Here is a 22,803-nt window from a genome sequence, read left to right as displayed (position 1 = left end):
ACCCGCCAGGTTTAAAATATAGGTTTCTAAAAAAAGAAACAACCAAAAACCAACCAACCAACTATAAATTATGAATCCATTATCAATTGAAAAACGCAATCTGGTTTTGCGGTCTATGGCAAACCTGGTCGAGCAGGAGCGGAATCAGATTATCTTGACCAATCAGGAAGATCTCGCTGATTACGACGGCTCAGATTTAGCGATGGAAGAACGTTTAAAAGTAGATGATAAAAAGGTGGACGAGATGATTTTATCATTAAACCAATTGGCTTCACAGGAAGACCCTGTTGGAGTAGAGCGTTTTCATTTTACACATGATAATGGAATAAAAGTTATAAATAAAACCGCTGCTTTCGGAACGATTTTAATTATTTATGAATCTCGTCCTGATGTTACAATCGAAGCAGGCGGAATTGCTTTTAAATCCGGGAATAAGATTTTATTAAAAGGCGGAAAAGAGTCTTTAAAATCAAATTTGAAAATCGTAAGTCTCTGGCACAAAGCTTTAGAAGAAAACGGAGTTTCAAAAGACTGGGTGGAATATCTGAATTACAACAGAACAGAAACTCAGGCATTTTTAGAAAAACCAACTCAAAAAGTAGATTTAATTGTTCCGAGAGGAGGCGAAAAATTAATTGAGTTTGTAAAAGCGCATGCAACTTGTCCCGTAATCGTAAGCGGACGTGGGAATAATTTTGTTTACGTTCATGAAAAAGCAGATACAGATTTAGCTTTAAAAGTGATTTTGAATGCCAAAACAGCTAAAATTTCGGCTTGTAATGCTTTGGATAAAGTTCTAATCGATTCTAAACTGCCAAATTTTGAAGGTTTCACAGCAATGTTGATTGAAGCTTTAATAGAAGCAAAAGTGGAGGTTATTGTAGATAAGTCCTTAGAGAATTTCGAAAACACCAAAACGCTTCAGAACGAAGATATTTGGTATGAAGAATTTCTAGATTATAAAATCGTAATTGGAACAATAGATTCTCAGGAAAATGCGATCGAAATGATCAATAAATATTGCGGAGGACATTCTGCAGCAATTATTACCAGAGATAACGAAGTCGCACAACTGTTTATGGAATCGATAGATGCAGCAGCAGTTTATCAAAATGCATCAACAAGATTCACAGACGGCGGACAATTTGGTTTAGGAGGAGAATTAGCAATAAGCACCGATAAATTGCATCAACGTGGCCCAATCGGACTTCAGCATCTCGTGACCAATAAATGGTACGTGTACGGAGAAGGACAAATCAGATAATTGGGATAATGTGAAAATTGAGGCAATTAGATAATTAGAAAATTCTAAAAAAAAACTTAGAATCTCAGCATCTTAGAACCTTAGCACCTTTAAAAGAAATGGCAAAAAAGAGGATTTTATTAAAAATAGGAAGTAATACTTTAACCAAAGAAACCAATCATATTTCGCGGGGAAAGATTGAAGACCTCGGAATACAGATTGCAGCTTTAAACGACGAATATGAGTTTATCATAGTAAGTTCAGGAGCAATTGCTGCAGCGAAGCAATTTGTAAAACTGGATAATCAGGATAAAGATGTTTTTGTGAAACAGGCTTTAGCTTCAATTGGACAGCCACATTTAATGCGGATTTACAATGAAAATTTTAAGGATTTGGGACTAAATACTTCACAGTGTTTACTTTCTTATTCTGATTTTGAAAAAGAGCAGACCAAAAAGAACATTGTAAATACTATTAATGTACTAGTCAAAAACAATTACATCCCGATTATTAATGAAAATGATACCGTTGCTACTGATGAGATTCGGTTTGGAGATAATGATAAATTAGCGGCTTTAACGGCGGTTCTTTTAAATGTTGATATTCTGATAATTGCAACTAATACAAACGGAATTTACACGAAAAATTCAATTCACGATGAGAATCCGGAAACGATCAAATTGGTAAATGATTTAAAAACGCTTGAAAAAGAAATCGGCGAATCAAAATCATCACATGGAACGGGAGGGATGCAGTCTAAAATAGAAGCGGCCGCAATCGCAAAAGCAGCCAACATAGAAACCTGGATTGTGAATGGATTAAATGATAATTTTATTCTAAAAGCATTAAAAGACGAAATTCCGTTTACTAAAATAATCTAATGAGTCAATTAGAAAATTAGTTAATTAGATAATGCACAATTATCAAATTTTCTAATTATCACATTATCTAAATTAATAAAAAAAAACATGAATTATATTTCAATAAAAGATATCGACTCATTATCAAAATGGGTAAAAAGCGCGATCAAGATCAAAAAAGAGCCGCTTAAAAATAAAAAATTAGGGAAGAATAAAACCTTAGGAATGTTATTCTTCAATCCGAGTTTAAGAACGCGTTTGAGTACACAAAAAGCTGCTTTAAACTTAGGAATGAACGTTATGGTAATGAATTTTACCAACGAAGGATGGACATTAGAATTTGAAGATGGAGCGGTTATGAATTCTGGTGCATCAGAACATATCAAAGAAGCGGCAGAAGTAGTTTCTCAATATTGTGATATCATTGCAATTCGTGCTTTTGCAGGTTTGGTAGACAAAGAAAAAGATTATCAGGAAACTGTGATTTCAGGATTTCTGAAATACGCTACAGTGCCAATCGTAAACATGGAAAGTGCGGTTCGTCACCCATTACAATCTCTTGCAGATGCCATTACGATGGAAGAATTCAAAACAAAACACAAACCAAAAGTAGTTCTTTCTTGGGCGCCGCACCCAAAAGCTTTGCCTCAGGCAGTTGCAAATTCATTCGTAGAAATGATGCAGATGCAAAAAGATATGGATTTTGTAATCACACATCCAGAAGGTTATGAATTAAGTCCAGAAATCACAAAAGACTGCAAAATCGAATACGATCAAAATAAAGCTTTCGAAAACGCCGATTTCGTTTATGTAAAAAACTGGAGCAATTTCAACGATTACGGAAAAGTAACCAACAGCGATCCAAACTGGACTGTTACTGCTGAAAAAATGGCTTTAACCAACAACGGAAAATTTATGCACTGTCTTCCAGTTCGTCGTAACGTAATTGTAAGCGACGAAGTTCTTGACGGAGAAAATTCAATCGTAATCGAACAAGCGAATAACAGAACGTATTCAGCACAACTAGTTTTACAAAAGATTCTTAAAAAAATATAATTTTTTTAAAGTTGCTAAGATTCTAAGCTACTAAGATGCTAAGAAACTTTGCGCAGAAAAAAACTTAGTATCTTAGAATCTCAGAACCTTAGAATCTTATGCAAGTATCAGTAATAAAAATAGGTGGAAACATCATTGACAATCCAGCAGAATTAGAACAATTCTTAACCGATTTTTCTAAAATTGAAGGCTATAAAGTTTTAGTTCACGGCGGAGGAAAATCGGCTACAAAAATGGCGCAGAGTATTGGTTTAGTTCCGCAAATGATTGACGGACGACGAATCACAGATGCTCCAATGCTTGACGTTGTAGTAATGATCTACGCAGGACAAATCAACAAACATATTGTAGCGCAATTGCAGGCAAAAGATAATAATGCAATTGGTTTTTCAGGAGCTGACGGAAATTTAATTCAGTCAACAAAAAGAAATCACCCAACAATCGATTACGGATTTGTAGGCGATGTAAAGCAAGTCAACACCAAATTACTGGCAACTTTATTAGAAGCAGGAGTTGTTCCTGTTTTCTGCGCGATTACGCACGACAAAAACGGACAATTGTTAAACACAAATGCTGATACAATTGCGAGCGAATTATCAATTGCATTATCGGAAGTTTTTGATGTTACGCTAACATATTGCTTTGAAAAACAAGGCGTTTTACAAGATTCAGAAGACGATTCATCGGTGATAACAGAAATCAACGAAACCTTATACAATCAACTAAAAGAAGAAAAAGTAATCCATTCCGGAATGATTCCAAAATTGGATAACTGTTTCAATAGTTTATCAAGAGGCGTTCAGAAAATCAAAATTGGACATCATAAAATGCTTCAAAATCCAGATATTCCGCATACAACGATTACATTATAAAAAATGTTGCCACGAATTGACACTAACTTTCTCTGTTAAAAGAGAAAATAATTTTAGACGTGTATTAAAAAGTTTATTTTGATTTTAAATCTGTGATAAAAAAATAATTTGTGAAAATACGTGTAATTAGTGGCAAAAAAACAGAACTGCGCAGTGCTTTTAAATATTAATTTAAGAAATTTGCGCAAATTAATTTTCTGGTTAAGATTTGATAAAGTCATTATTTAAAAACTTAGAATCTCAGAATCTTAGCACCTCAGAACCTAGCAAAAATGAAAAATATAGATACGCTTACCCAAGAAGCAATTAGTTTATTAAAAAGCCTAATCGAAACCCCTTCATTTTCAAGTGAAGAAGACCAAACGGCTCTTTTAATCGAAAATTGGTTCAATCAAAATGAAATTCCTTTCAAGAGAGAAAATAACAATGTGTGGGCTTTCAACAAATATTTCGACGAAAACAAACCAACACTTTTACTAAACTCACATCATGATACCGTAAGACCTAATCAGGCGTATACAAACGATCCTTTTAAAGCGATTGAAAAAGACGGTAAATTATTTGGTTTAGGAAGTAATGACGCAGGCGGATGTCTGGTTTCGTTATTGGCAACATTTGTTCATTTTTACGAAAATCAAAACCTATCGCATAATATCGTTATTGTGGCTTCCGCCGAAGAAGAAAGCAGCGGGAAAAATGGTTTAAACAGCGTTTTAAAAAGCCTGCCAGAATTAGATTGCGCCATTGTTGGAGAACCAACTTTGATGCAATTAGCAGTTGCAGAAAAAGGTTTATTAGTTTTGGACGTAAAAGTAAAAGGAACCGCAAGCCACGCTGCACATCAAAACGACGATAATGCATTATACAAATCAATTCCGGTAATGGAATGGTTTAAAAACTATAAATTCGACAAAATCTCTGATGTTTTAGGTCCTGTAAAAATGACCGTGACGCAGATTAATGCAGGAAAACAACATAATGTTGTGCCTTCAGAATGTGATTTAGTTGTAGACATTCGGGTAACAGACCGTTATACAAATGCTGAAATTTTGGAAGTAGTGAAAGCCAATGTAAATGCCGAAGTAACACCAAGATCAATGCATTTAAACGCATCGTCTATTCCAGTTGCACATGGTTTGGTGCAGGCCGGAATTGCTTTAGGAAGAACAACCTATGGCTCGCCAACGCTTTCAGATCAATCCGTTTTAAGCTGTCAGTCTTTGAAACTTGGGCCAGGAGAAACGTTGCGTTCGCATTCAGCAGACGAATTTATTTTTGTAAATGAAATTGAAGAAGGAGTCGACCTGTATATCAAAATACTAACTGATTTCTTTAAATTATAAGAAAAGAAAAACCGCCACGAATTCACGAATTATTTTTTTACTATACTAAACGAAATATTAATTCGATTTAATTCGAAAAAAAAATAATCGCAAAGATTTGAAAAAATAATTCGTGAATTCGTGGCGAAAAAAAACATGACCTATGAAACTTTGGGAAAAAGGAATACCAACAGATAAACAAATCGAGCAATTCACCGTTGGAAACGATCGTGAACTAGATTTAGTTTTAGCAAAATACGATGCTTTAGGTTCAATCGCTCACGCTAAAATGTTGGGACAGATTGGTTTATTAACTTCAGAAGAAACAACTTCTTTAGTTGATGCCTTAAAAGAAATCATTGCTGATATCGTAGTTGGAAATTTCGAAATCGAAGATAGTTTCGAAGACGTACATTCAAAAATCGAATATCTTCTAACCATAAAACTAGGCGATGCTGGAAAAAAAATCCACACCGCACGTTCTCGTAACGATCAGGTTTTGGTAGATGTTCATTTGTATTTAAAAGACGAATTAAAAGCGATAAAAGAACAAGTAAAAACATTGTTTGACTTGTTAATGGAATCGGCTGAAAAGCATCAAAATGTATTATTACCAGGTTATACACATTTACAAATCGCCATGCCATCGTCATTCGGAATGTGGTTTTCTGCTTACGCCGAAAGTTTAATCGATGATGTTACAATGTTGAACGCAGCTTCAAAAATTGTAGATCAAAATCCGTTAGGATCAGCTGCAGGTTACGGAAGTTCATTTCCAATCAACAGAACATTTACCACAAAAGAATTAGGTTTCGAAACCTTAAAATACAATGCCGTTGCTGCACAAATGAGCCGTGGAAAAGCAGAAAAAACTGTTGCTTTTGCGATGACAAGTGTTGCAGGAACGTTATCAAAATTTGCCATGGACGTTTGTTTGTATATGAGCCAGAACTTTGATTTTATTGGTTTACCTGCGCATCTTACAACAGGTTCAAGTATTATGCCTCATAAAAAGAATCCGGATGTTTTCGAATTAATCAGAGGAAAATGCAATAAGATTCAGGCGCTTCCATACGAAATCACTTTGATTACAAATAATCTTCCAAGTGGATATCATAGAGATTTACAGCTTTTGAAGGAAGGTTTATTTCCAGCAATTCAGACTTTAAAATCTTGTTTAGATATTGCAATATTTTCAATAAAAGATATTACAGTTAAAGATCATATTTTAGAAGATAAAAAATACGATTATTTGTTTACAGTGGATACTTTAAATGAAATGGTTGTGGAAGGAATGCCGTTTAGAGATGCATACAAAGCTGTTGCAGAACAATTGGAAGCAGGAACATATAAATCTCCAAAAGAAACAAAACATACGCACGAAGGCAGTATAAATAATTTATGTTTAGATGCAATTAAAGATAAAATGAAAGCTGCTTTTTAATTTCTGGAAAGATGTAAAAAATAAAATGTAAAAAGGTCATTGATTTATTTCAATGACCTTTTTTATAGAAATAATTTAAATTTTCAAAAGTTTAAAAGTTTTACTTCGGTTTTCAATCTGAACTTTACAGATGTAAATACCTTTTGCAAGATTTCCAACATTCAGTTCTAGTTTTTCATCAGAAACAATATTTTTTGATTCCGAATATACTTTAGCGCCACTGGAAGAAAACAAATTAACATAAGCTAATCCGTTGTCAATTCCTGAAAACTCAATGTTTAAAAGGCGATTGATTTTGGTTGGATAATATTTAAGTTCTAAATCATTTTTGTTTTCTTTTATACCTAGACCGTTGCAACTTGATGCTATTTTTCCATCAGTAGAAACTTGAAGTGTTGCACCTGCACCACACGAAGCATTAGTTATATATCCAGCAACATCATTTATTGCAAGAGCCGTATAGTTGTATGAAGGTTTTGAAACTGGGTCGCCATAATCTGCTCCGGCTTTTAGGCAGTTAGAAAATGTAATTCCAACAGTTCCGCCATCTGTACTGATGTAATTTTTAAAAGCAGTCCCAATTTTAGCAAAATCTGTTCCTTCAACATAACAAGTCGAATTTTTATCGCCTCCGCCTAAACCAATTGCCAAAGAACCTGAAACTGACGTATTGTAATAGCAATTCAAAATATGTAGTTCAGTATTTCTACCTCTTGGCATTCTTTCCTTGCATCCATCTGCCCAATAACAGTTTTTAAAAGTAATGCTAAAGTGACCATCAACAGGAGCATCACTTTTATTTGAACCTACAAGATTGGTAAATCGATGATCATCGGCCCCGCCAGAACCACCGGCTTTTGGTGTTTTTAAGTATGTAAACTTTGTCCATGAAATGGTCACATTGTCTGCGGCTCCTTTATTATCAAAATTACCATCCATTCCATCCTGAAATTCACAATGATCTACCCAAACATTTGTAGCTTCAGAAGTAAGATTATCATGTCCGTCTACATCATAAGCGCCAGGACCTTCAAAAATTAGATTTCGGATAATAATATTGTCTGATCCAGATTTTAAGCTTAAAATTCCTGAACCCGCCGCAGTTTGATCAGTGTTTACTAATCGTGCTCCCGGAAGTCCAATAACAGTTTTGTTTGTGACCAGCAAACTAGTGTAACTGCAGTTGATTGTTCCGGAAACTAAAATAACTTGTGGCGTTGTCAGTTTTAGTTTCGCTGTTAAATCGGCATAAGTGGTAACGGTAACGGGAGTTGTGGTGCCACCTCCAGTAGCAGATGCGCCAAATCCTTCTGGAGACGTCATCACATAATTTTGTGCAGAAACAGACAGACTCAAGAGGAAAAGAAGTAAAAACAAATTCTTTTTCATTTTAATATTTGGTTTAAGTGGTTTTGATATCAATTTAATGTAATCGATTACACGAATGTAATTAATTAATTTTAAAGTCAATAATATTTATGATTTTTTTGCATTCTAGTACTTTGTTTTTATAAAGAATTTGGATTTCAAAACTGTACTAAGTTCTGTTTTACAAGAATAAAGCCGAATTTATTTACAAATAAAAATCAATTGCATTAAAAAAAAACTATTTTTGATTGTACTATATAAATACAAAATATGAATAAGTTCGATGATAAGTTTACAGAATCGCTTCGGGATAAAAATCTAATTACAGAAAATCAATACAAGGAAATTGTAGCTTATCGTAATTTGGGAATTTTTTCATTAAATGCAGAATTAAAACTGTTTTTGTATTTGTCTGTTTTACTTTTTACTTCGGGAATTGGAATCTTGATTTATGAAAATATTGATACAATTGGTCACATTGCCATTCTTTCCATTTTACTTATAGTCATTGTAGTTTGTTTTTATTATTGTTTTAAAAATTCAAAAGGTTTCCAAAAATCAGAAACCGTTTTTGAGCATCCGGTTTTAGAATATTTGGTGCTTGCGGCCAATATTCTGACCTGTATTTTTATTGGTTATCTGCAGTTTCAGTACAAACCCTTTGGCGAACATTACGGATTAGCAACTTTAATCCCAACAATAGTGAGTTTCTTTTGCGCTTATTATTTTGATAATAAAAGCGTTTTGACAATTGCAATTACTGGTTTGGCAGCTTACATCGGACTTTCGGTAACACCACAAGATATTTTTAATGACAGTAATAATTTGTATGCAAGTCAAAATTTGAGTTATTCAGCTGTAATGCTTGGTGTCTTATTAATTTTATGGACGATTTATAGCCGTAGAATTTCTTTAAAAACACACTTTAGTTTAATTTTTCTGACTTTTGCTTTGCATATCATAAGTATAGCTTCAATTAGTAATTTAACCAGCTATGATGCGCTTAATTGGATGTTGTTTGCTATTGTTTTAGTGGCCTCTACATTTTATTTCTATAAAGTTAGTCATGAGAATAAAGCAATGTCTTTATATGTTTTTATGATTGTGTACGGCTATATTGGCGGAAATATAATTTTGTTCAGAATATTTGAGAATGTTGATTTTTCTGATATATGGGAACTATTTGTATTTCTTTTACCGGCTTATTTTATTGGCTCAATAGTGTTATTTATAAAACTGATTAAAAAATTCAACAAAGAAATTAAAGCATGATAGTGTACGATAAAAAAATGTTAGATAATGGAGCTTTAGTTAATGAAGCAGATACTTTATATAATGGAGGTTTTATAAGCAAGGATCAAAAGAAATTTATAGAAAAGGAATTGCCGGTTTTAAAAAGTCAAAGCAATATTCTGGTTAGAATTGGATTTTTTTTGCTGGGTTGTTTATTATATCTTTCAATTTGTGGAGCAATTTCTTTATTTGGTTTAAGTGGCGAACGTGTTTTTTTTCAAATTTGCTGCTATATTTTTGCTGTAGTTGGATTTGTCGGAGCAGAATTATTGGCTACACAAAATTATCATAATCATGGTTTAGATGATGCATTTATTTTAGGTGCGCTTTTAAATATCGGAATTGCAATTGCGGTCACAACAGAAGGTTATGAAGCTGTAATCGCTTTTTTTGTTGCAATTGCAGCACTTTTTATGTTTTTACGATATCTTCATTTAGTATCAATGTTAGTTTTCTGTATAGCGGTATCGGGATTTTTGTTTTTTGAAATGTTTGAATTTGGTGAGATAGGGAAAACAATTTTGCCTTTTGTAGCAATGATTTCTGCAGCAATTTTATATTTTGTAACTAAAAAAATAATCTTCAATCTAAAAGAAAGTTATTATTACAACGGACTTTTATTAGCCAATAGTTTTTGCTTGATATTGTTTTATCTTTCTTGCAACTATTTAGTAGTTAGAGAACTTTCAGCAGAATTATTAGAGAATGAAATAAAACCAGGAACAGACATTCCGTTTGCATTTTTCTTTTATGCATTTACGATTATTGTCCCAATAATTTATTTGATTCAAGCTTTAAAAGGAAAAGACAGAATAATGCTATGGATCAGTTTTTTGGCAATTGCATTTTCAATTTACACTATCCGATTTTATTATTCCGTTTTGCCAATTGAAGTTGCACTTACACTTGGCGGAGTAGTTTTATTTGCAATTGCTTTTTTTTCAATTAAAAAATTAAGAGAAAAAGAAAGTGGTTTGACTTTTAAACCAGACCGAATCAATCATTCAGATAATTTCTTAAACGCCGAAGCTTTAGTTGTAGCTTCAACTTTCGGAATGAAACCAGAAGTTAAGGTAGATTCTCCGATGGAATTTGGAGATGGAGGCTTTAGCGGAGGTGGTTCTGGAGGAAGCTTTTAAGTTTAATTATGAATTATGAGTTGTGAATTATGAGTTGAACGCTAATTTGAATTAAAATTAGATTTGACGTAACAAAATTAAAAGCCTGAAATTATACAAATAATTTCAGGCTTTTAATTTTGTTGTAGTCTAAGAGTTGAGTAATAACTCACAAATCATAACTCATAACTCATAATTTATAACTACTAGTTTAGATCTTGCTTTTCAATGCATCGGCATCAATATCGCTATGCGAAACATCGTAAACAGCTTTTCCGTTTTTGATTAATATCAATTGTGGTGATTCATGATAAACGCCAAATCTATTTGCGATTTCATTTGAGATATCACGATGCGCAATCAAATCAAGGAAATAAGCATCAACAACATCTTCAAGATCAAACTCTCTTTCAAATTGTTTCAACGCCATTCGGCTGATGCTGCATCTTGTGCTGTGTTTAAAAATTACAACTGGCTTTTCGTTTGATATTGCTTCAATCTCCATTAATTGAAGAATATCGGTTAATTCTGTCCAGTTTACTTTACTTTTTGGAGTTTCTGAGTTTTCAGAACTTCCGAAGATTGAATTAAAAAAACTCATATTTGGCTTGTTTTATGACTTTTTGACATTTTAAAATGATAGAAATCATGTTTTCAATGTCATTTTGTCTTTATTTTTACTGTGGAATATAATTTGTCTATTCGAATACAAAGTTAGATTATTTGAATTAAAAATGTATCTCTATAAATCGTAACTTTAATGTTATTGAATATCAGAAAATTAAAAATCAGTCAAATCATAAAAATATGAATATTAACAAGTTTACTATTAAATCGCAGGAAGCCATTCAGTTGTCACAGCAATTAGCGCAACGAAATGGCCAGCAGCAAATTGAAAATGAACACATTTTCAAAGCTATTTTTGAAGTTGATGAAAACGTAGCGCCATTTATTTTGAAAAAACTAAATGTAAATGTGCCTCTGTTTTTACAAATTTTAGACAGTACAATTCAGAGTTTTCCAAAAGTTTCCGGAGGTGAAATTATGCTTTCAAGAGACGCCAATAAAGCTTTGAATGAAGCTGAAATTATTGCACAAAAAATGAACGACGAATACGTTTCGATCGAGCATTTAATTCTAGCTATTTTTGATTCCAAAAGTAAAGTTTCTCAGATTTTAAAAGATCAGGGAGTTACCGGAAAAGGTTTAAAAGCGGCTATCGAAGAATTGAGAAAAGGAGAAAGGGTAACATCAGCTTCGGCAGAAGAAACTTATAATTCGTTAAATAAATACGCAAAAAATTTAAACGAATTAGCGAGGACAGGAAAACTAGATCCAGTTATTGGTCGTGATGAAGAAATACGTCGTGTCTTGCAGATTCTGACGCGTAGAACAAAAAACAACCCAATGTTAATTGGAGAACCTGGAGTTGGTAAAACCGCCATTGCAGAAGGGTTGGCCCATAGAATTGTGGATGGCGACGTTCCTGAAAATCTAAAAGAAAAAATTGTTTTCTCATTAGATATGGGAGCTCTAATTGCTGGAGCAAAGTACAAAGGAGAATTTGAAGAACGTCTAAAATCGGTTGTAAAAGAAGTTACTTCGGCAGAAGGAGATATCGTTTTGTTTATTGATGAAATTCATACGCTTGTAGGCGCGGGTGGAGGTGAAGGTGCAATGGATGCGGCTAATATCCTGAAACCAGCTTTAGCGCGTGGAGAACTTAGAGCAATCGGTGCTACGACTTTAGATGAATATCAAAAATATTTTGAAAAAGATAAAGCGCTTGAAAGACGTTTCCAAAAGGTTTTAATTGATGAACCAGATACTGAAAGTGCCATTTCAATTCTTCGTGGAATTAAAGAAAAATATGAGACGCATCATAAAGTTCAAATTAAAGACGAAGCTATTATTGCGGCTGTAGAACTTTCACAAAGATATATTACAAATCGTTTCTTGCCAGATAAAGCAATCGATTTGATGGACGAGGCTGCTTCTAAGTTGCGTATGGAAATCAATTCAAAACCAGAAGAATTAGATGTTTTGGATCGTAAAATCATGCAGTTGGAAATCGAAATTGAAGCCATTAAACGAGAGAAAGAAGAAAGCAAACTTAAGATTTTAGGTATGGAATTGGCCAATCTAAAAGAAGAGCGAAATGAAATTTTTGCAAAATGGAAACAGGAAAAAGATATTGTTGACGGAATTCAGGCTGTAAAACTAGAAATTGAAGACTTTAAATATGAAGCAGAACGCGCAGAACGTGATGGTGATTACGGAAAAGTAGCCGAAATTCGTTACGGAAAAATAAAAGAAGCGCAGGAACGCCAAGAAAATTTGCAAAAACAATTACAGGAATTTCAATCGGGAACTTCATTAATTAAAGAAGAAGTTACCAGAGAAGATATTGCAGAAGTAGTAGCAAAATGGACAGGAATTCCAGTAATGAAAATGCTTCAAACGGAAAGAGAAAAGCTATTGCATCTTGAAGACGAATTGCATAAGCGTGTAGTAGGTCAGGAAGAAGCGATAGAAGCCGTGAGCGATGCTGTTCGCAGAAGCCGTGCCGGTTTACAGGATATGAAAAAACCAGTTGGAACTTTCTTATTCTTGGGAACAACCGGAGTTGGTAAAACAGAATTAGCAAAAGCCTTGGCCGAATATCTTTTTGATGATGAAAATGCCATGACACGTATCGATATGAGTGAGTATCAGGAACGTCATAGTGTGAGCCGTTTGGTTGGTGCGCCTCCAGGATATGTAGGTTATGATGAAGGTGGTCAATTGACAGAAGCTGTTCGTAGAAAACCTTATTCTGTAATTTTGTTAGACGAGATCGAAAAAGCGCATCCGGATACTTTCAATATTTTATTGCAGGTTTTAGATGAAGGCCGATTAACAGACAATAAAGGACGCTTGGCTGATTTCAAAAACACGATTATCATCATGACTTCCAACATGGGAAGCCAGATTATACAAGAGAAATTTGAAAATCTGAAAGGTGGAGTGGAAGCGGCTACAGAAGCAGCAAAAACAGAAGTTTTAGGATTATTGAAACAAACAGTACGACCTGAATTCATAAACCGTATCGATGAAATCGTTATGTTTACCCCACTTACAGTCGATAATATTTCAAGAATTGTAAGTTTACAATTGAAGAGTGTTACCAAAATGCTGGCTCTGCAAGGTATTACAATGGATGCAACTCCAGAAGCAATCGCTTATTTATCTGAAAAAGGATTTGATCCTCAGTTTGGAGCAAGACCTGTAAAACGTGTGGTTCAGAGAGAGGTTTTAAATCAGTTGTCAAAAGAAATTCTAGCTGGAAATATTACTACAGACAGTATTATTTTAATTGATGCGTTTGACGGAAAATTGGTTTTTAGAAATCAAACATCAACAGTAGAATAATTTTTTTTAATACTTTAATGTTCTCAAAAAACATCAAATCAGAAATGATTTGGTGTTTTTTTTTTGTTTAAATATTGAAACATTTTTTGAAAGTATTATAAATGATGTTTTAGGTATAATTCTCAAATTTACAATAACTTAAAAACATACATTATGAATAATATATTTAGAGGATTGATCGCAGGATATGGCGCCAAAAAATTAGGTGGAGGATGTTTCGGAACTATATTAGTTTTTGTAATTATCTGGCTTTTATTAGGACAGTGCAGTTAGGAATTAAATCCAATATTCAGTTAAGAAATTAGGATAAAAGTGGTAGATTCGCACAACTAAAAATTAATTAAAAAATGGGTTCAGGTTTTTTCGCTCTATTGGATGATATCGCAGCAATTATGGATGATGTTGCAGTAATGAGTAAAGTTGCAGCAAAAAAAACAGCTGGAATTTTAGGAGACGATTTGGCTGTAAACGCCGAAAAAGCTTCAGGTTTCGCATCATCTAGAGAGCTTCCGGTTTTATGGGCAATCAGCAAAGGTTCTTTATTGAATAAAATCATTATTCTTCCAATTGCATTTTTATTAAGTGCATTTTTTCCAGTTGCTATCATGGTAGTTTTGGTTTTGGGAGGATTGTTTTTAGCTTATGAAGGAGCCGAAAAAATCTATGAATTTATAGTTCCTCATGCGCATGAAGAATCTGAAGGAATTACAGATGAAGTACTTACTGAGGAAGAGATTTTAATAATCGAAAAAGACAAAGTAAAATCGGCCATTGTTACTGATTTTATTCTTTCTGTAGAAATCGTAATTATCGCTTTAGGAACTGTAATTGGTAAGCCTTTAATGTCACAAATTATCACAGTTTCAATCATTGCGCTAATAGCAACAATTGGAGTTTACGGAATTGTAGCGCTTATCGTTCGTATGGACGAAGTTGGTTTCAAAATGATTCAACGCAGTAAAAAAGAAAAAAGCCTTTTAAAATTTATCGGAAATATTTTGGTTCAGGCACTTCCAAAAGTGATCAAAGCATTAACTGTTATTGGCACAATTGCTCTTATTTTAGTAGCCGGAGGTTTGTTTGTGCATTATATCCCATACATTCATCATTTAGCGGAAGAAATAAAGATTCCATCAATTATTAAAGAATTTGTAGTGGGGCTTGTTTTTGGATTTATTGTCCTGCTAATCGTAAATCTTTTCAAAAAAATATTTAAAAAGAAAGAACCAGTAGTTTAAAATACTGATTTTAAAAATAACAAAAAACACTAGTCAAAAGGCTGGTGTTTTTTTTTGAAGCAGAAATATCAGTTTTCAGTTCAAATTTAGTCCCGCTCTCCGCTATATCTTTTCCCTGCTAAAGAAGCAGGAAAAAGGATGCCGCTTCGATCGGGGCTAGACGAGAAGTTTTTATTTTCATAGGAAATATCGGCATTTTGAAAAAAAATATTAAAAAATAAACTTCTGATTTATAATGATTTGAATTTTTAATTAAACTATTTAACATTTTCTCAAAGCAACCTTTGCAGTTATGCCGCATCTTCATAGTAATTAACAATTAATTATTATTTTATATGAAAAGGTTTAGATTAAAATCAGTTTTAGTAGTATTATTTTTATCAACTGCATTAATTTCATGCAGCAACGACGATGACAACGCAGAGGCAGCAGTTAAAACAAAAACAGCATTTGTAACTAAAATTGAAGGTCCGGCAACAGGAAAAGTAAACGACGAATTGAGTTATGATGTTACTTATTTAGTAGATAATGCTTGCGGAGAATTCGATAAAATTGCTGAAACTACAATTGGTGAAGCAAAAGGATTACAAGTTGTGGCAAAATATCCAGTAGATGGAGTTTGTACGCAGCAGGTTCCAGATCCTAAAAAGACAGTTTATAAAATCAAAGCAACTGCAAAAGGAACTATCGAAATCAAATTCAGAAAATCAGAAACTGAATTCCTGACTCAAAAAGTCGTAATCGAATAACAACTTTCTTAGTTGATATTTTTTTAGGTTGAAAGCCATTTTGCAGATGTTTTTGTTTGAAACTGATGTGAAATGGTTTTTTGTTTTTGATTCATTGCATTGCTTTCTTATATGTTATATAAAAGTTATAGACTTTGCCAATCCTTTAAAAAGTATTATTTTTGCACTCTAAATTTTATGTCATGCCGAAAAGAAAATATAAAATATCAGTAATTCAGTTGAATCTGAATGATGTTGCTGAAAATAATCTTAAAAAATGTATCAGCTGGGTAAGAGATGCTGCAAGTCAAGGTGCAGAGGTAATCCTACTTCCTGAATTATATAGCAGTCATTATTTCTGCCAAAGCGAAGATGTCGATAATTTTGCATTAGCTGAACCACTTTACAGTACTTCATTTATTGCTTTCAGTGAATTGGCAAAAGAATTAGGAGTTGTAATCATTGTTCCTTTCTTCGAAAAAAGAATGGCTGGAATTTACCATAATAGTGCTTATATCATTGATACAGATGGTACAGAAGCAGGTTTATACCGTAAAATGCATATTCCAGATGATCCTCATTTTTATGAAAAATTCTATTTTACGCCAGGTGATTTAGGTTTTCAGGCAATAGAAACTAAAAAAGGAACTGTTGGAACTTTAATCTGTTGGGATCAATGGTACCCGGAAGCGGCGCGTATTACAGCATTAAAAGGTGCAGAAGTTTTATTTTATCCAACAGCAATTGGATGGCATCCAAAAGAAAAAGAGCAATACGGCGAAAATCAATACGGCGCTTGGATGAACGTAATGAAAGGTCATGCAGTAGCAAACGGAGTTTTCGTAGCAGCAGCCAACCGAATTGGTCTTGAAAAATATCTTGAAGGAACTGAAGGAATTCAATTTTGGGGAGCATCATTTATTGCTGGACCACAAGGTGAAATTTTAGCTCAGGCTTCACACGATAAAGAAGAAATCTTAATTGCAGAAGTTGATTTGGATTTACAGGAAAATGTTCGCCAAAACTGGCCATTCTTTAGAGACAGAAGAATTGATGCTTTTGGAGATATTACAAAAAGAGCAATTGATAAATAATTAGATTTATCTTGATATATGAAAAGGACAAAATTTATATTTTGTCCTTTTTTTTGTTTAAGAGAATAAAAAAAGCGGTTTCATAATTGAAACCGCTTTTTGAAAAATATATAACTAAGATTTATTTCACTTGGAAAGTAACTCTTCTAACTATTTGTCTCGCTTCTTTAGAGTTTTTGTTAACTGAAGTATCTTCTCCGTTAGCAACTACATTCAATCTTGAAGCATCGATTCCAGCATTTATAGCTACTTTTTTCACAGCTTCAGCTCTTTTTCTTGATAATTCAGTATTGTAGTTTGAGCTTCCAATTTCGTCAGCATAACCTATAATATCAGCTGATTTTCCTGGATTGTTTTTCAAATATTTCACTAAGAAATCAACCCCAGACAAAGAAGCATTTGTAGGTTTAGAAGAATTGAAGTCGAAATAAACATTTACGTAACCTCCGTTAATTAATTCTTCAACTGTATTGTTCGTAAGACTTCCACTTCCAGCGCCTTTCTTTTCGTAAGTTTTGTCTAAATAACTTTCTAGCTCATCAGGTACACCGTTTTGATTGGTATCAATAGATTGACCTTTTGTGTTTACTGCAACTCCTGCAATACTATTTGGTTCTAAATCGTATAAATCAGCAACGCCATCTTTATCAGTATCTAAAAGTCCAGTTTCTACTAAATCAACTCTTTTTTCCAATTCGCTGATTCTGTCTTCTTCTCCAACCCAGTCAGCATGCTTTTCATTTTTACCTAAGTAAAATGTTAGACCTACAGAGGCATTTAATAAAACACCATCTAATGTAGCTGGTTTAGCAGTCCCCATTCCGTCAAAGTTCCAGTTTTGTCTTCCGTTTACAATTCCGGTAAGGTCACCAGTCAGCGCCACTCTATTGCTTAATTTGATTTGCCCTGTTAAACCTAGAATTCCGTGTCCCATATAATCTTGACCTCCAAATCCAGTTTCCGTACTAATTTGCGAAACTCCAAAACCTCCGTGTGCTAAAATACCAATTGTATTTGTCCAGGTTTCAAAATTTAAAGCTCGTCCAATGTTTACAACACCTTGTACGCTGGCTCTTACATAACGGCTTTCAAAATCTGGCGTGTTATCTCGTTCTTTAAATTGATCGTATCCAACGTCTAATTTCACCCCAAACTTTGGACTAAACATGTATCTAACTCCTAAATCAGCGTGAAACGGATTTAAAGTTGCAGTAGAGTAACCTGGAGTCATTGCTCGCATAGGTTTGTTTACCCCGCCATTTAATTCTATAGACCATTTGTTGTATTGTGATTGATCAACAGTTGGAGTAGTAGTGGTCGTCATATTTTGTGCGCTTGCAGAAAACGCTAATATTAAAAAGGACAGAGAGCATAATTTCTTTTTCATGATATTCAATTTTAGTTTGGTTTTTGTTTTAAACTCATGACAAAATTATAGGCTCAGCTTTAGAATGTGTTCTATTTGGTCTTACATAATTTCCACTTTTTGGCTTTTCATTATGTAAAATCGTTAATAAAATCGAAATTTAGGGTATAAAAAAAGGACAGAATTTATATTTTGCCCTTTTGATGCTTTATATAAAAAAGATTTATTTTAAGTCTGGTTGGTATATTTTTACAGTTCCATCGCCTTCACTGCTCACTACTAGTAAGCTTCTTTTGGTTGGGCTTTTTGAAGCCGGAATAAAAAGAATTCCTTCTGGTGCATCTCCAGTTTTGACAGTTTGCAAATATTGCGGAGATGTTGGGTTTGTAGCGTCATAAACCATAAAAGCATCAGATCTTTCTAGGCCAACAAATAAAATGTTTTGATTTCCCATTTTTGCTGCAACAACAGCTTCTGGTTCAGAACCTTTATCGTCACTTCTTTTATCGTCGTACGTTCCTAATTCGTTGGTTTTTTTGTCCACATCATTTTTACTGTCAAAAACAATTTTTCCAGTGTTTCCATTCCAGATTGAGAATGATCTTGCGCCAAAACTTACCATTTCGTCTAAATCTCCATCGCCATCTGTATCGCCCATATCAGCAACAAGATTTAATCTTCCTAAATTCGCATCTAGTTTTAAAGTAGCTGCATCAGGGAAAACTGTAGCATCAAGTTTTAAGCTTTTCATACGTTTGATGTCAGTATTAGCTGTATATTCTCTTGCATCTCCTTCATTTGCAGTGACAAAATAAGGTACATTGTTAGCAGAGAAATGACTAATAGCATCTGGCATATACATTCCTTTTACTTTCCACGGATTAAAAGCGATTTTATCATCAAGATCACTAACATCAATAGCATTTTCAGCTGTATTGTAATCTTTTAAACCTAAAGGATAAATTGCTGTAATTGTTTTAGAAGTTAAATCAACTTTAGCAACACCATTATTTTCTTGTAAAGTTACCCAAGCCGTTTTAGAATCATCTGAAATTGTAATGTATTCTGGTTCAATATCCTGAGCAAAACTTTTTGCAAATTTTGAAATTCTGAACCCGTCTTTTGCTAATGTTGCCGCTTGACCAGCAAATGAAGCAAAATCAAGTGTTGTAACATTATATGTGCTTGTTTCTATGATAGAAATTGTTCCGTTAGGATCTTGCGAATAATCTGTATTTGGTTCGCCTTCATTAGCTGTCATGATATATTTTCCGTCAGGAGAAAAAGTAATCATATCGGGCAAAGTACCAACAGTAACTTGTTTGATTAAACTATAATCTGATGTATTGAAAACAACAACTTTTCCATTTCCTTGTTTGTTTACAGTTGATTCTAGAGCAACAGCAAGTTTTCCATCAAAAACGGAAACGCTATTTGAAGCACCTTCGTAAGCGGTCAAATCAATTTTTCCAATTTTTACTGGTTTTGTAGGATCAGAAATATCGATAACATCAATTTGATTTGTACCACTGTTGTTTACAGTGAAAAGTCTTTTTGTTTTTTCGCAATAAGCTGAAATTTCGGCCGCAGCTTCACCTCCAATAGTAATAGAACCAATTTCTTTAAAAGTTCCCGGATTTTCGTTTACAACAACTTCTGGTTCGTTGTTAGAATTTTCATCATTATTACAGCTTGTCATAATAAGCATTGCTGTTAATAATGAGATAGTTAATTTTTTCATTTTTTATTAGTTTTTAGTTTCGCAAATGTAATTCCATGATTTCTGCCAAATATTAAGCCTTCATTATTTAATCTTTAACTTAATTTTTGCAGGATATTATTTGTGAAATTAAGCACGAATTTCAATCAAATGTTTTATAGTCCTAACGAATGCTTATCTTTGCATTTTCTAAATTAGAACCTTTTTTATGTCAACAAATAATAGAAGATTTCCAGCAGAATGGGAAAAACAGCAAGGAATAGTATTGTGTTTTCCGCATAATGGCAACGATTGGCCAGGAAAATATGAAGCTGTTCAATGGGCTTTTGTAGAATTTATAAAAAAAGTAGCCACTTTTGAAACCGTTTTTTTGGTCGTAGCCGATGAAAAACTGAAAGAAAAAGTTGCCGATATGCTTGAAAGAGCTCGTGTTAACATCAAAAACATTTCTTTTATTATTCATAAAACAAACAGAAGCTGGATGCGTGATTCAGGGCCAATTGTTGTAAAAAATGGTTCTAAAAGAGAAGCGCTTAATTTCAATTTCAATGGTTGGGCAAAATATAAAAACTATCAGTTAGATAAATTTGTTCCCGGAAAAATTGCAGATTTTATTGATGTTCCGTTAACACAGGTAATGTATAAAGGAAAACCTGTAATTGTTGAAGGCGGCGCAATTGATGTAAACGGAAAAGGAACTTTGCTAACTTCAGAAGAGTGTTTAATGCACCCGACAATTCAGGTTAGAAACCAAGGTTTTACAAAAGAAGACTACGAAGCTGTTTTTAAAGAATATCTTGGAGTTACAAACGTAATCTGGCTTGGAGATGGAATAGAAGGTGATGATACACATGGTCATATTGACGATTTATGCCGATTTGTAAATGAAGATACAATCGTAACCATTGTAGAAACGGATAAAAATGATTCAAATTACAAGCCTTTGCAAGATAATTTGAAACGTCTTCAAAACGCAAAATTAGAAAACGGAAAATCTCCAGTAATTGTAGCATTGCCAATGCCAAAACGTGTTGATTTTGAAGATTTAAGATTACCGGCAAGTTATGCGAATTTCTTAATTTTGAATAATTGTGTTTTAGTACCAACATTCAACGACAGTAATGATAGAGTTGCCTTAAATATTTTGTCAGAATGTTTTCCAGACAGAGAAGTAATCGGAATAAGTTGTATTGATTTCATCTGGGGCTTCGGAACTTTACATTGTTTAAGCCAACAGATTCCAGCTTAAAAATAACTCTTTGACTTTGCAAGATTCATACAAAAATGAATATAAAAAAAACCTTGGTGAAAGCCAAGGTTTTTATTTTTCTATATCTCTTCAGATTTATCTTCTCTTCATTGTCTGATAAATGGAGGTAATAATTGACTTGAAACTTCTCCAAAACCAATTCTTACTTCAGCATTTTCACAGAAACCTCTTATGATTACCGTATCATTATCTTCAATAAATTTGCGTTCACTTCCATCTTTTAATGTAAGCGGATTTTTTCCTCCCCAAGTCAATTCTAACATAGAGCCAAAACTATCAGGAGTTGGCCCTGAAATAGTTCCTGAGCCCATCATGTCACCAGAATTTACACGACATCCGTTTGAAGTATGATGTGCTAATTGCTGTGCCATTGACCAGTATAGATATTTGAAATTGGATTGCGAAACAATAGTTTCTTCAGCCTCTTCAGGTTTTATCGAAACTTCTAAATGAATATCAAAAGCTTTTTTTCCTTTTGTCTGTAAATAAGGAAGCGGAGAAGGATCTTGTTTTGGTCCTTTAGTTCTAAAAGGCTCCAAAGCATCCATCGTTACAATCCACGGAGAAATTGAAGTTGCAAAGTTTTTAGCTAAAAATGGTCCAAGTGGCACATATTCCCATTTCTGAATATCACGCGCACTCCAGTCATTTAGTAAAACCATTCCGAAAATATAATCTTCTGCTTCATACGTTGGGATATTTTCTCCCATAATATTTACATCAGTAGTAATAAAAGCGGTTTCAAGCTCAAAATCTACCAAACGAGAAGGCCCAAAAACAGGATAATCGCCGCCAGCGGGCATTGTTTGTCCCATTGGTCGGTGAACCGGAATTCCAGACGGAACAATTGTAGAACTTCTTCCATGATATCCAACTGGTATATGAAGCCAGTTAGGTAGTAAAGCATTTTCTGGATCGCGGAACATTTTACCTACGTTTGTAGCGTGTTCTTTGCTTGAATAAAAATCGGTATAATCACCAATCAAAACTGGCAATTGCATCTCGACATCGTCGATATTAAAAATAACAATATCGCGATCTTTTGTTGAATCTCTAAGCTGTGGATTGGTTTCGTCGAAAATATCAGCGATACGATTTCGAACCAAACGCCATGTTTTTTTTCCGTCAGAAATAAAATCATTTAGCGTGTCCTGCATAAACATATCATCGGTTAAATCTATTCCCTCAAAATAGTTTAACTGTTGTAAAGCCCCTAAATCTATAGCAAAATCACCAATTCTTGTTCCTACTGTAACGACATTTTCTTTAGTAAGAAATACACCGAAAGGAATATTTTGAATAGGGAAGTCGCTATTATCTGGTACTTCTAACCATGATTTTCTTTTGGTATCGTTGGCGGTTATTGGCATGTTAGATGTTAATTATTTGTTGAAAAATTA

The 22,803-nt window shown here is 33.7% G+C and carries 18 protein-coding genes; 13 read left to right on the top strand and 5 right to left on the bottom strand.

Features of this window, described 5'->3' with window-relative positions; genetic code table 11:
• Positions 1-70: 70 nt before the first annotated feature.
• From GQ47_RS03570 to argH, 6 genes are all read left to right on the top strand, one after another.
• A complete protein-coding gene (locus GQ47_RS03570) occupies positions 71-1,264 on the top strand; it encodes a glutamate-5-semialdehyde dehydrogenase (RefSeq protein WP_035644868.1) in 1,194 nt (397 codons plus the stop codon).
• Between the two features lie 98 nt (positions 1,265-1,362).
• A complete protein-coding gene (gene proB, locus GQ47_RS03565) occupies positions 1,363-2,124 on the top strand; it encodes a glutamate 5-kinase (RefSeq protein WP_035644865.1) in 762 nt (253 codons plus the stop codon).
• A gap of 87 nt (positions 2,125-2,211) precedes the next feature.
• Positions 2,212-3,159: an N-acetylornithine carbamoyltransferase gene (locus GQ47_RS03560; protein ID WP_035644862.1), complete on the top strand. Its 948-nt coding sequence runs from the start codon at positions 2,212-2,214 to the stop codon at positions 3,157-3,159.
• 98 nt (positions 3,160-3,257) lie between these two features.
• Positions 3,258-4,031 (top strand): acetylglutamate kinase, encoded by a 774-nt coding sequence (gene argB, locus GQ47_RS03555; RefSeq protein WP_035644859.1) that lies wholly within the window; start codon positions 3,258-3,260, stop codon positions 4,029-4,031.
• Between the two features lie 272 nt (positions 4,032-4,303).
• Entirely contained in the window at positions 4,304-5,374 is a 1,071-nt protein-coding gene (locus GQ47_RS03550; protein WP_035644856.1) for a M20 family metallo-hydrolase, read from the top strand.
• A 142-nt stretch (positions 5,375-5,516) separates the two neighbouring features.
• A complete protein-coding gene (gene argH / locus GQ47_RS03545; RefSeq protein ID WP_035644854.1) occupies positions 5,517-6,797 on the top strand; it encodes an argininosuccinate lyase in 1,281 nt (426 codons plus the stop codon).
• 75 nt (positions 6,798-6,872) lie between these two features.
• Here argH and GQ47_RS03540 read toward each other — a convergent pair whose 3' ends face one another.
• Positions 6,873-8,186: a pectate lyase family protein gene (locus tag GQ47_RS03540; RefSeq protein WP_035645210.1), complete on the bottom strand. Its 1,314-nt coding sequence runs from the start codon at positions 8,184-8,186 to the stop codon at positions 6,873-6,875.
• Positions 8,187-8,435: 249 nt separating this feature from the next.
• Between GQ47_RS03540 and GQ47_RS03535 the strand changes: the two genes are divergently transcribed.
• Both GQ47_RS03535 and GQ47_RS03530 read left to right on the top strand, forming a co-directional pair.
• On the top strand, positions 8,436-9,437 hold the full coding sequence (locus GQ47_RS03535) for a DUF2157 domain-containing protein (RefSeq protein WP_035644852.1): 1,002 nt from the start codon (positions 8,436-8,438) through the stop codon (positions 9,435-9,437).
• The gene (locus tag GQ47_RS03530) at positions 9,434-10,597 is read left to right on the top strand and encodes a hypothetical protein (RefSeq protein ID WP_035644849.1); all 1,164 of its coding nucleotides are present in this window, start codon (positions 9,434-9,436) and stop codon (positions 10,595-10,597) included. The genes GQ47_RS03535 and GQ47_RS03530 overlap by 4 nt, the downstream gene beginning before the upstream one ends.
• 190 nt (positions 10,598-10,787) lie before the next feature.
• On the opposite strand, the gene ytxJ is transcribed toward GQ47_RS03530, so the two are convergent.
• Positions 10,788-11,177 (bottom strand): bacillithiol system redox-active protein YtxJ, encoded by a 390-nt coding sequence (gene ytxJ, locus GQ47_RS03525; protein WP_035644847.1) that lies wholly within the window; start codon positions 11,175-11,177, stop codon positions 10,788-10,790.
• Positions 11,178-11,383: 206 nt separating this feature from the next.
• Here ytxJ and clpB point away from each other — a divergent pair, with 206 nt between their 5' ends.
• From clpB to GQ47_RS03495, 4 genes are all read left to right on the top strand, one after another.
• Positions 11,384-13,987, top strand: coding sequence for an ATP-dependent chaperone ClpB (clpB, locus tag GQ47_RS03520; protein ID WP_035644845.1), 2,604 nt, complete (start codon positions 11,384-11,386; stop codon positions 13,985-13,987).
• Between the two features lie 347 nt (positions 13,988-14,334).
• A complete protein-coding gene (locus GQ47_RS03510) occupies positions 14,335-15,225 on the top strand; it encodes a DUF808 domain-containing protein (RefSeq protein ID WP_035644841.1) in 891 nt (296 codons plus the stop codon).
• A 335-nt stretch (positions 15,226-15,560) separates the two neighbouring features.
• Positions 15,561-15,974: a hypothetical protein gene (locus GQ47_RS03500; RefSeq protein WP_035644837.1), complete on the top strand. Its 414-nt coding sequence runs from the start codon at positions 15,561-15,563 to the stop codon at positions 15,972-15,974.
• Positions 15,975-16,156: 182 nt separating this feature from the next.
• Positions 16,157-17,047 (top strand): carbon-nitrogen hydrolase, encoded by an 891-nt coding sequence (locus GQ47_RS03495; protein ID WP_035644835.1) that lies wholly within the window; start codon positions 16,157-16,159, stop codon positions 17,045-17,047.
• A gap of 121 nt (positions 17,048-17,168) precedes the next feature.
• Here GQ47_RS03495 and GQ47_RS03490 read toward each other — a convergent pair whose 3' ends face one another.
• A complete protein-coding gene (locus tag GQ47_RS03490) occupies positions 17,169-18,434 on the bottom strand; it encodes an OmpA family protein (protein ID WP_035644833.1) in 1,266 nt (421 codons plus the stop codon).
• Between the two features lie 202 nt (positions 18,435-18,636).
• Positions 18,637-20,154: a choice-of-anchor I family protein gene (locus GQ47_RS03485; protein WP_035644832.1), complete on the bottom strand. Its 1,518-nt coding sequence runs from the start codon at positions 20,152-20,154 to the stop codon at positions 18,637-18,639.
• A 187-nt stretch (positions 20,155-20,341) separates the two neighbouring features.
• Here GQ47_RS03485 and GQ47_RS03480 point away from each other — a divergent pair, with 187 nt between their 5' ends.
• Positions 20,342-21,382: an agmatine deiminase family protein gene (locus GQ47_RS03480; RefSeq protein WP_035644830.1), complete on the top strand. Its 1,041-nt coding sequence runs from the start codon at positions 20,342-20,344 to the stop codon at positions 21,380-21,382.
• A 107-nt stretch (positions 21,383-21,489) separates the two neighbouring features.
• Here GQ47_RS03480 and fahA read toward each other — a convergent pair whose 3' ends face one another.
• Positions 21,490-22,773: a fumarylacetoacetase gene (gene fahA / locus GQ47_RS03475; protein ID WP_035644828.1), complete on the bottom strand. Its 1,284-nt coding sequence runs from the start codon at positions 22,771-22,773 to the stop codon at positions 21,490-21,492.
• Between the last annotated feature and the right edge of the window lie 30 nt (positions 22,774-22,803).

It is taken from the genome of Flavobacterium sp. ASV13, from assembly GCF_000745775.1.
Lineage (GTDB): Bacteria > Bacteroidota > Bacteroidia > Flavobacteriales > Flavobacteriaceae > Flavobacterium.
The sequence above is the reverse complement of the archived record's forward strand: the minus strand, read 5'-3'. Positions and strand labels throughout refer to the sequence as shown.

Excerpts from the sequence above, each read along its gene's own strand:
- GQ47_RS03490 (WP_035644833.1), bottom strand. The coding sequence starts at position 18,434 with ATGAAAAAGAAATTATGCTCTCTGTCCTTTTTAATATTAGCGTTTTCT.
- GQ47_RS03500 (WP_035644837.1), top strand. The coding sequence starts at position 15,561 with ATGAAAAGGTTTAGATTAAAATCAGTTTTAGTAGTATTATTTTTATCA.
- GQ47_RS03495 (WP_035644835.1), top strand. The coding sequence starts at position 16,157 with ATGCCGAAAAGAAAATATAAAATATCAGTAATTCAGTTGAATCTGAAT.
- clpB (WP_035644845.1), top strand. The coding sequence starts at position 11,384 with ATGAATATTAACAAGTTTACTATTAAATCGCAGGAAGCCATTCAGTTG.
- argH (WP_035644854.1), top strand. The coding sequence starts at position 5,517 with ATGAAACTTTGGGAAAAAGGAATACCAACAGATAAACAAATCGAGCAA.
- fahA (WP_035644828.1), bottom strand. The coding sequence starts at position 22,773 with ATGCCAATAACCGCCAACGATACCAAAAGAAAATCATGGTTAGAAGTA.
- GQ47_RS03530 (WP_035644849.1), top strand. The coding sequence starts at position 9,434 with ATGATAGTGTACGATAAAAAAATGTTAGATAATGGAGCTTTAGTTAAT.
- GQ47_RS03480 (WP_035644830.1), top strand. The coding sequence starts at position 20,342 with ATGTCAACAAATAATAGAAGATTTCCAGCAGAATGGGAAAAACAGCAA.
- GQ47_RS03560 (WP_035644862.1), top strand. The coding sequence starts at position 2,212 with ATGAATTATATTTCAATAAAAGATATCGACTCATTATCAAAATGGGTA.
- argB (WP_035644859.1), top strand. The coding sequence starts at position 3,258 with ATGCAAGTATCAGTAATAAAAATAGGTGGAAACATCATTGACAATCCA.
- GQ47_RS03550 (WP_035644856.1), top strand. The coding sequence starts at position 4,304 with ATGAAAAATATAGATACGCTTACCCAAGAAGCAATTAGTTTATTAAAA.
- GQ47_RS03535 (WP_035644852.1), top strand. The coding sequence starts at position 8,436 with ATGAATAAGTTCGATGATAAGTTTACAGAATCGCTTCGGGATAAAAAT.
- GQ47_RS03510 (WP_035644841.1), top strand. The coding sequence starts at position 14,335 with ATGGGTTCAGGTTTTTTCGCTCTATTGGATGATATCGCAGCAATTATG.
- GQ47_RS03485 (WP_035644832.1), bottom strand. The coding sequence starts at position 20,154 with ATGAAAAAATTAACTATCTCATTATTAACAGCAATGCTTATTATGACA.
- ytxJ (WP_035644847.1), bottom strand. The coding sequence starts at position 11,177 with ATGAGTTTTTTTAATTCAATCTTCGGAAGTTCTGAAAACTCAGAAACT.
- proB (WP_035644865.1), top strand. The coding sequence starts at position 1,363 with ATGGCAAAAAAGAGGATTTTATTAAAAATAGGAAGTAATACTTTAACC.
- GQ47_RS03570 (WP_035644868.1), top strand. The coding sequence starts at position 71 with ATGAATCCATTATCAATTGAAAAACGCAATCTGGTTTTGCGGTCTATG.
- GQ47_RS03540 (WP_035645210.1), bottom strand. The coding sequence starts at position 8,186 with ATGAAAAAGAATTTGTTTTTACTTCTTTTCCTCTTGAGTCTGTCTGTT.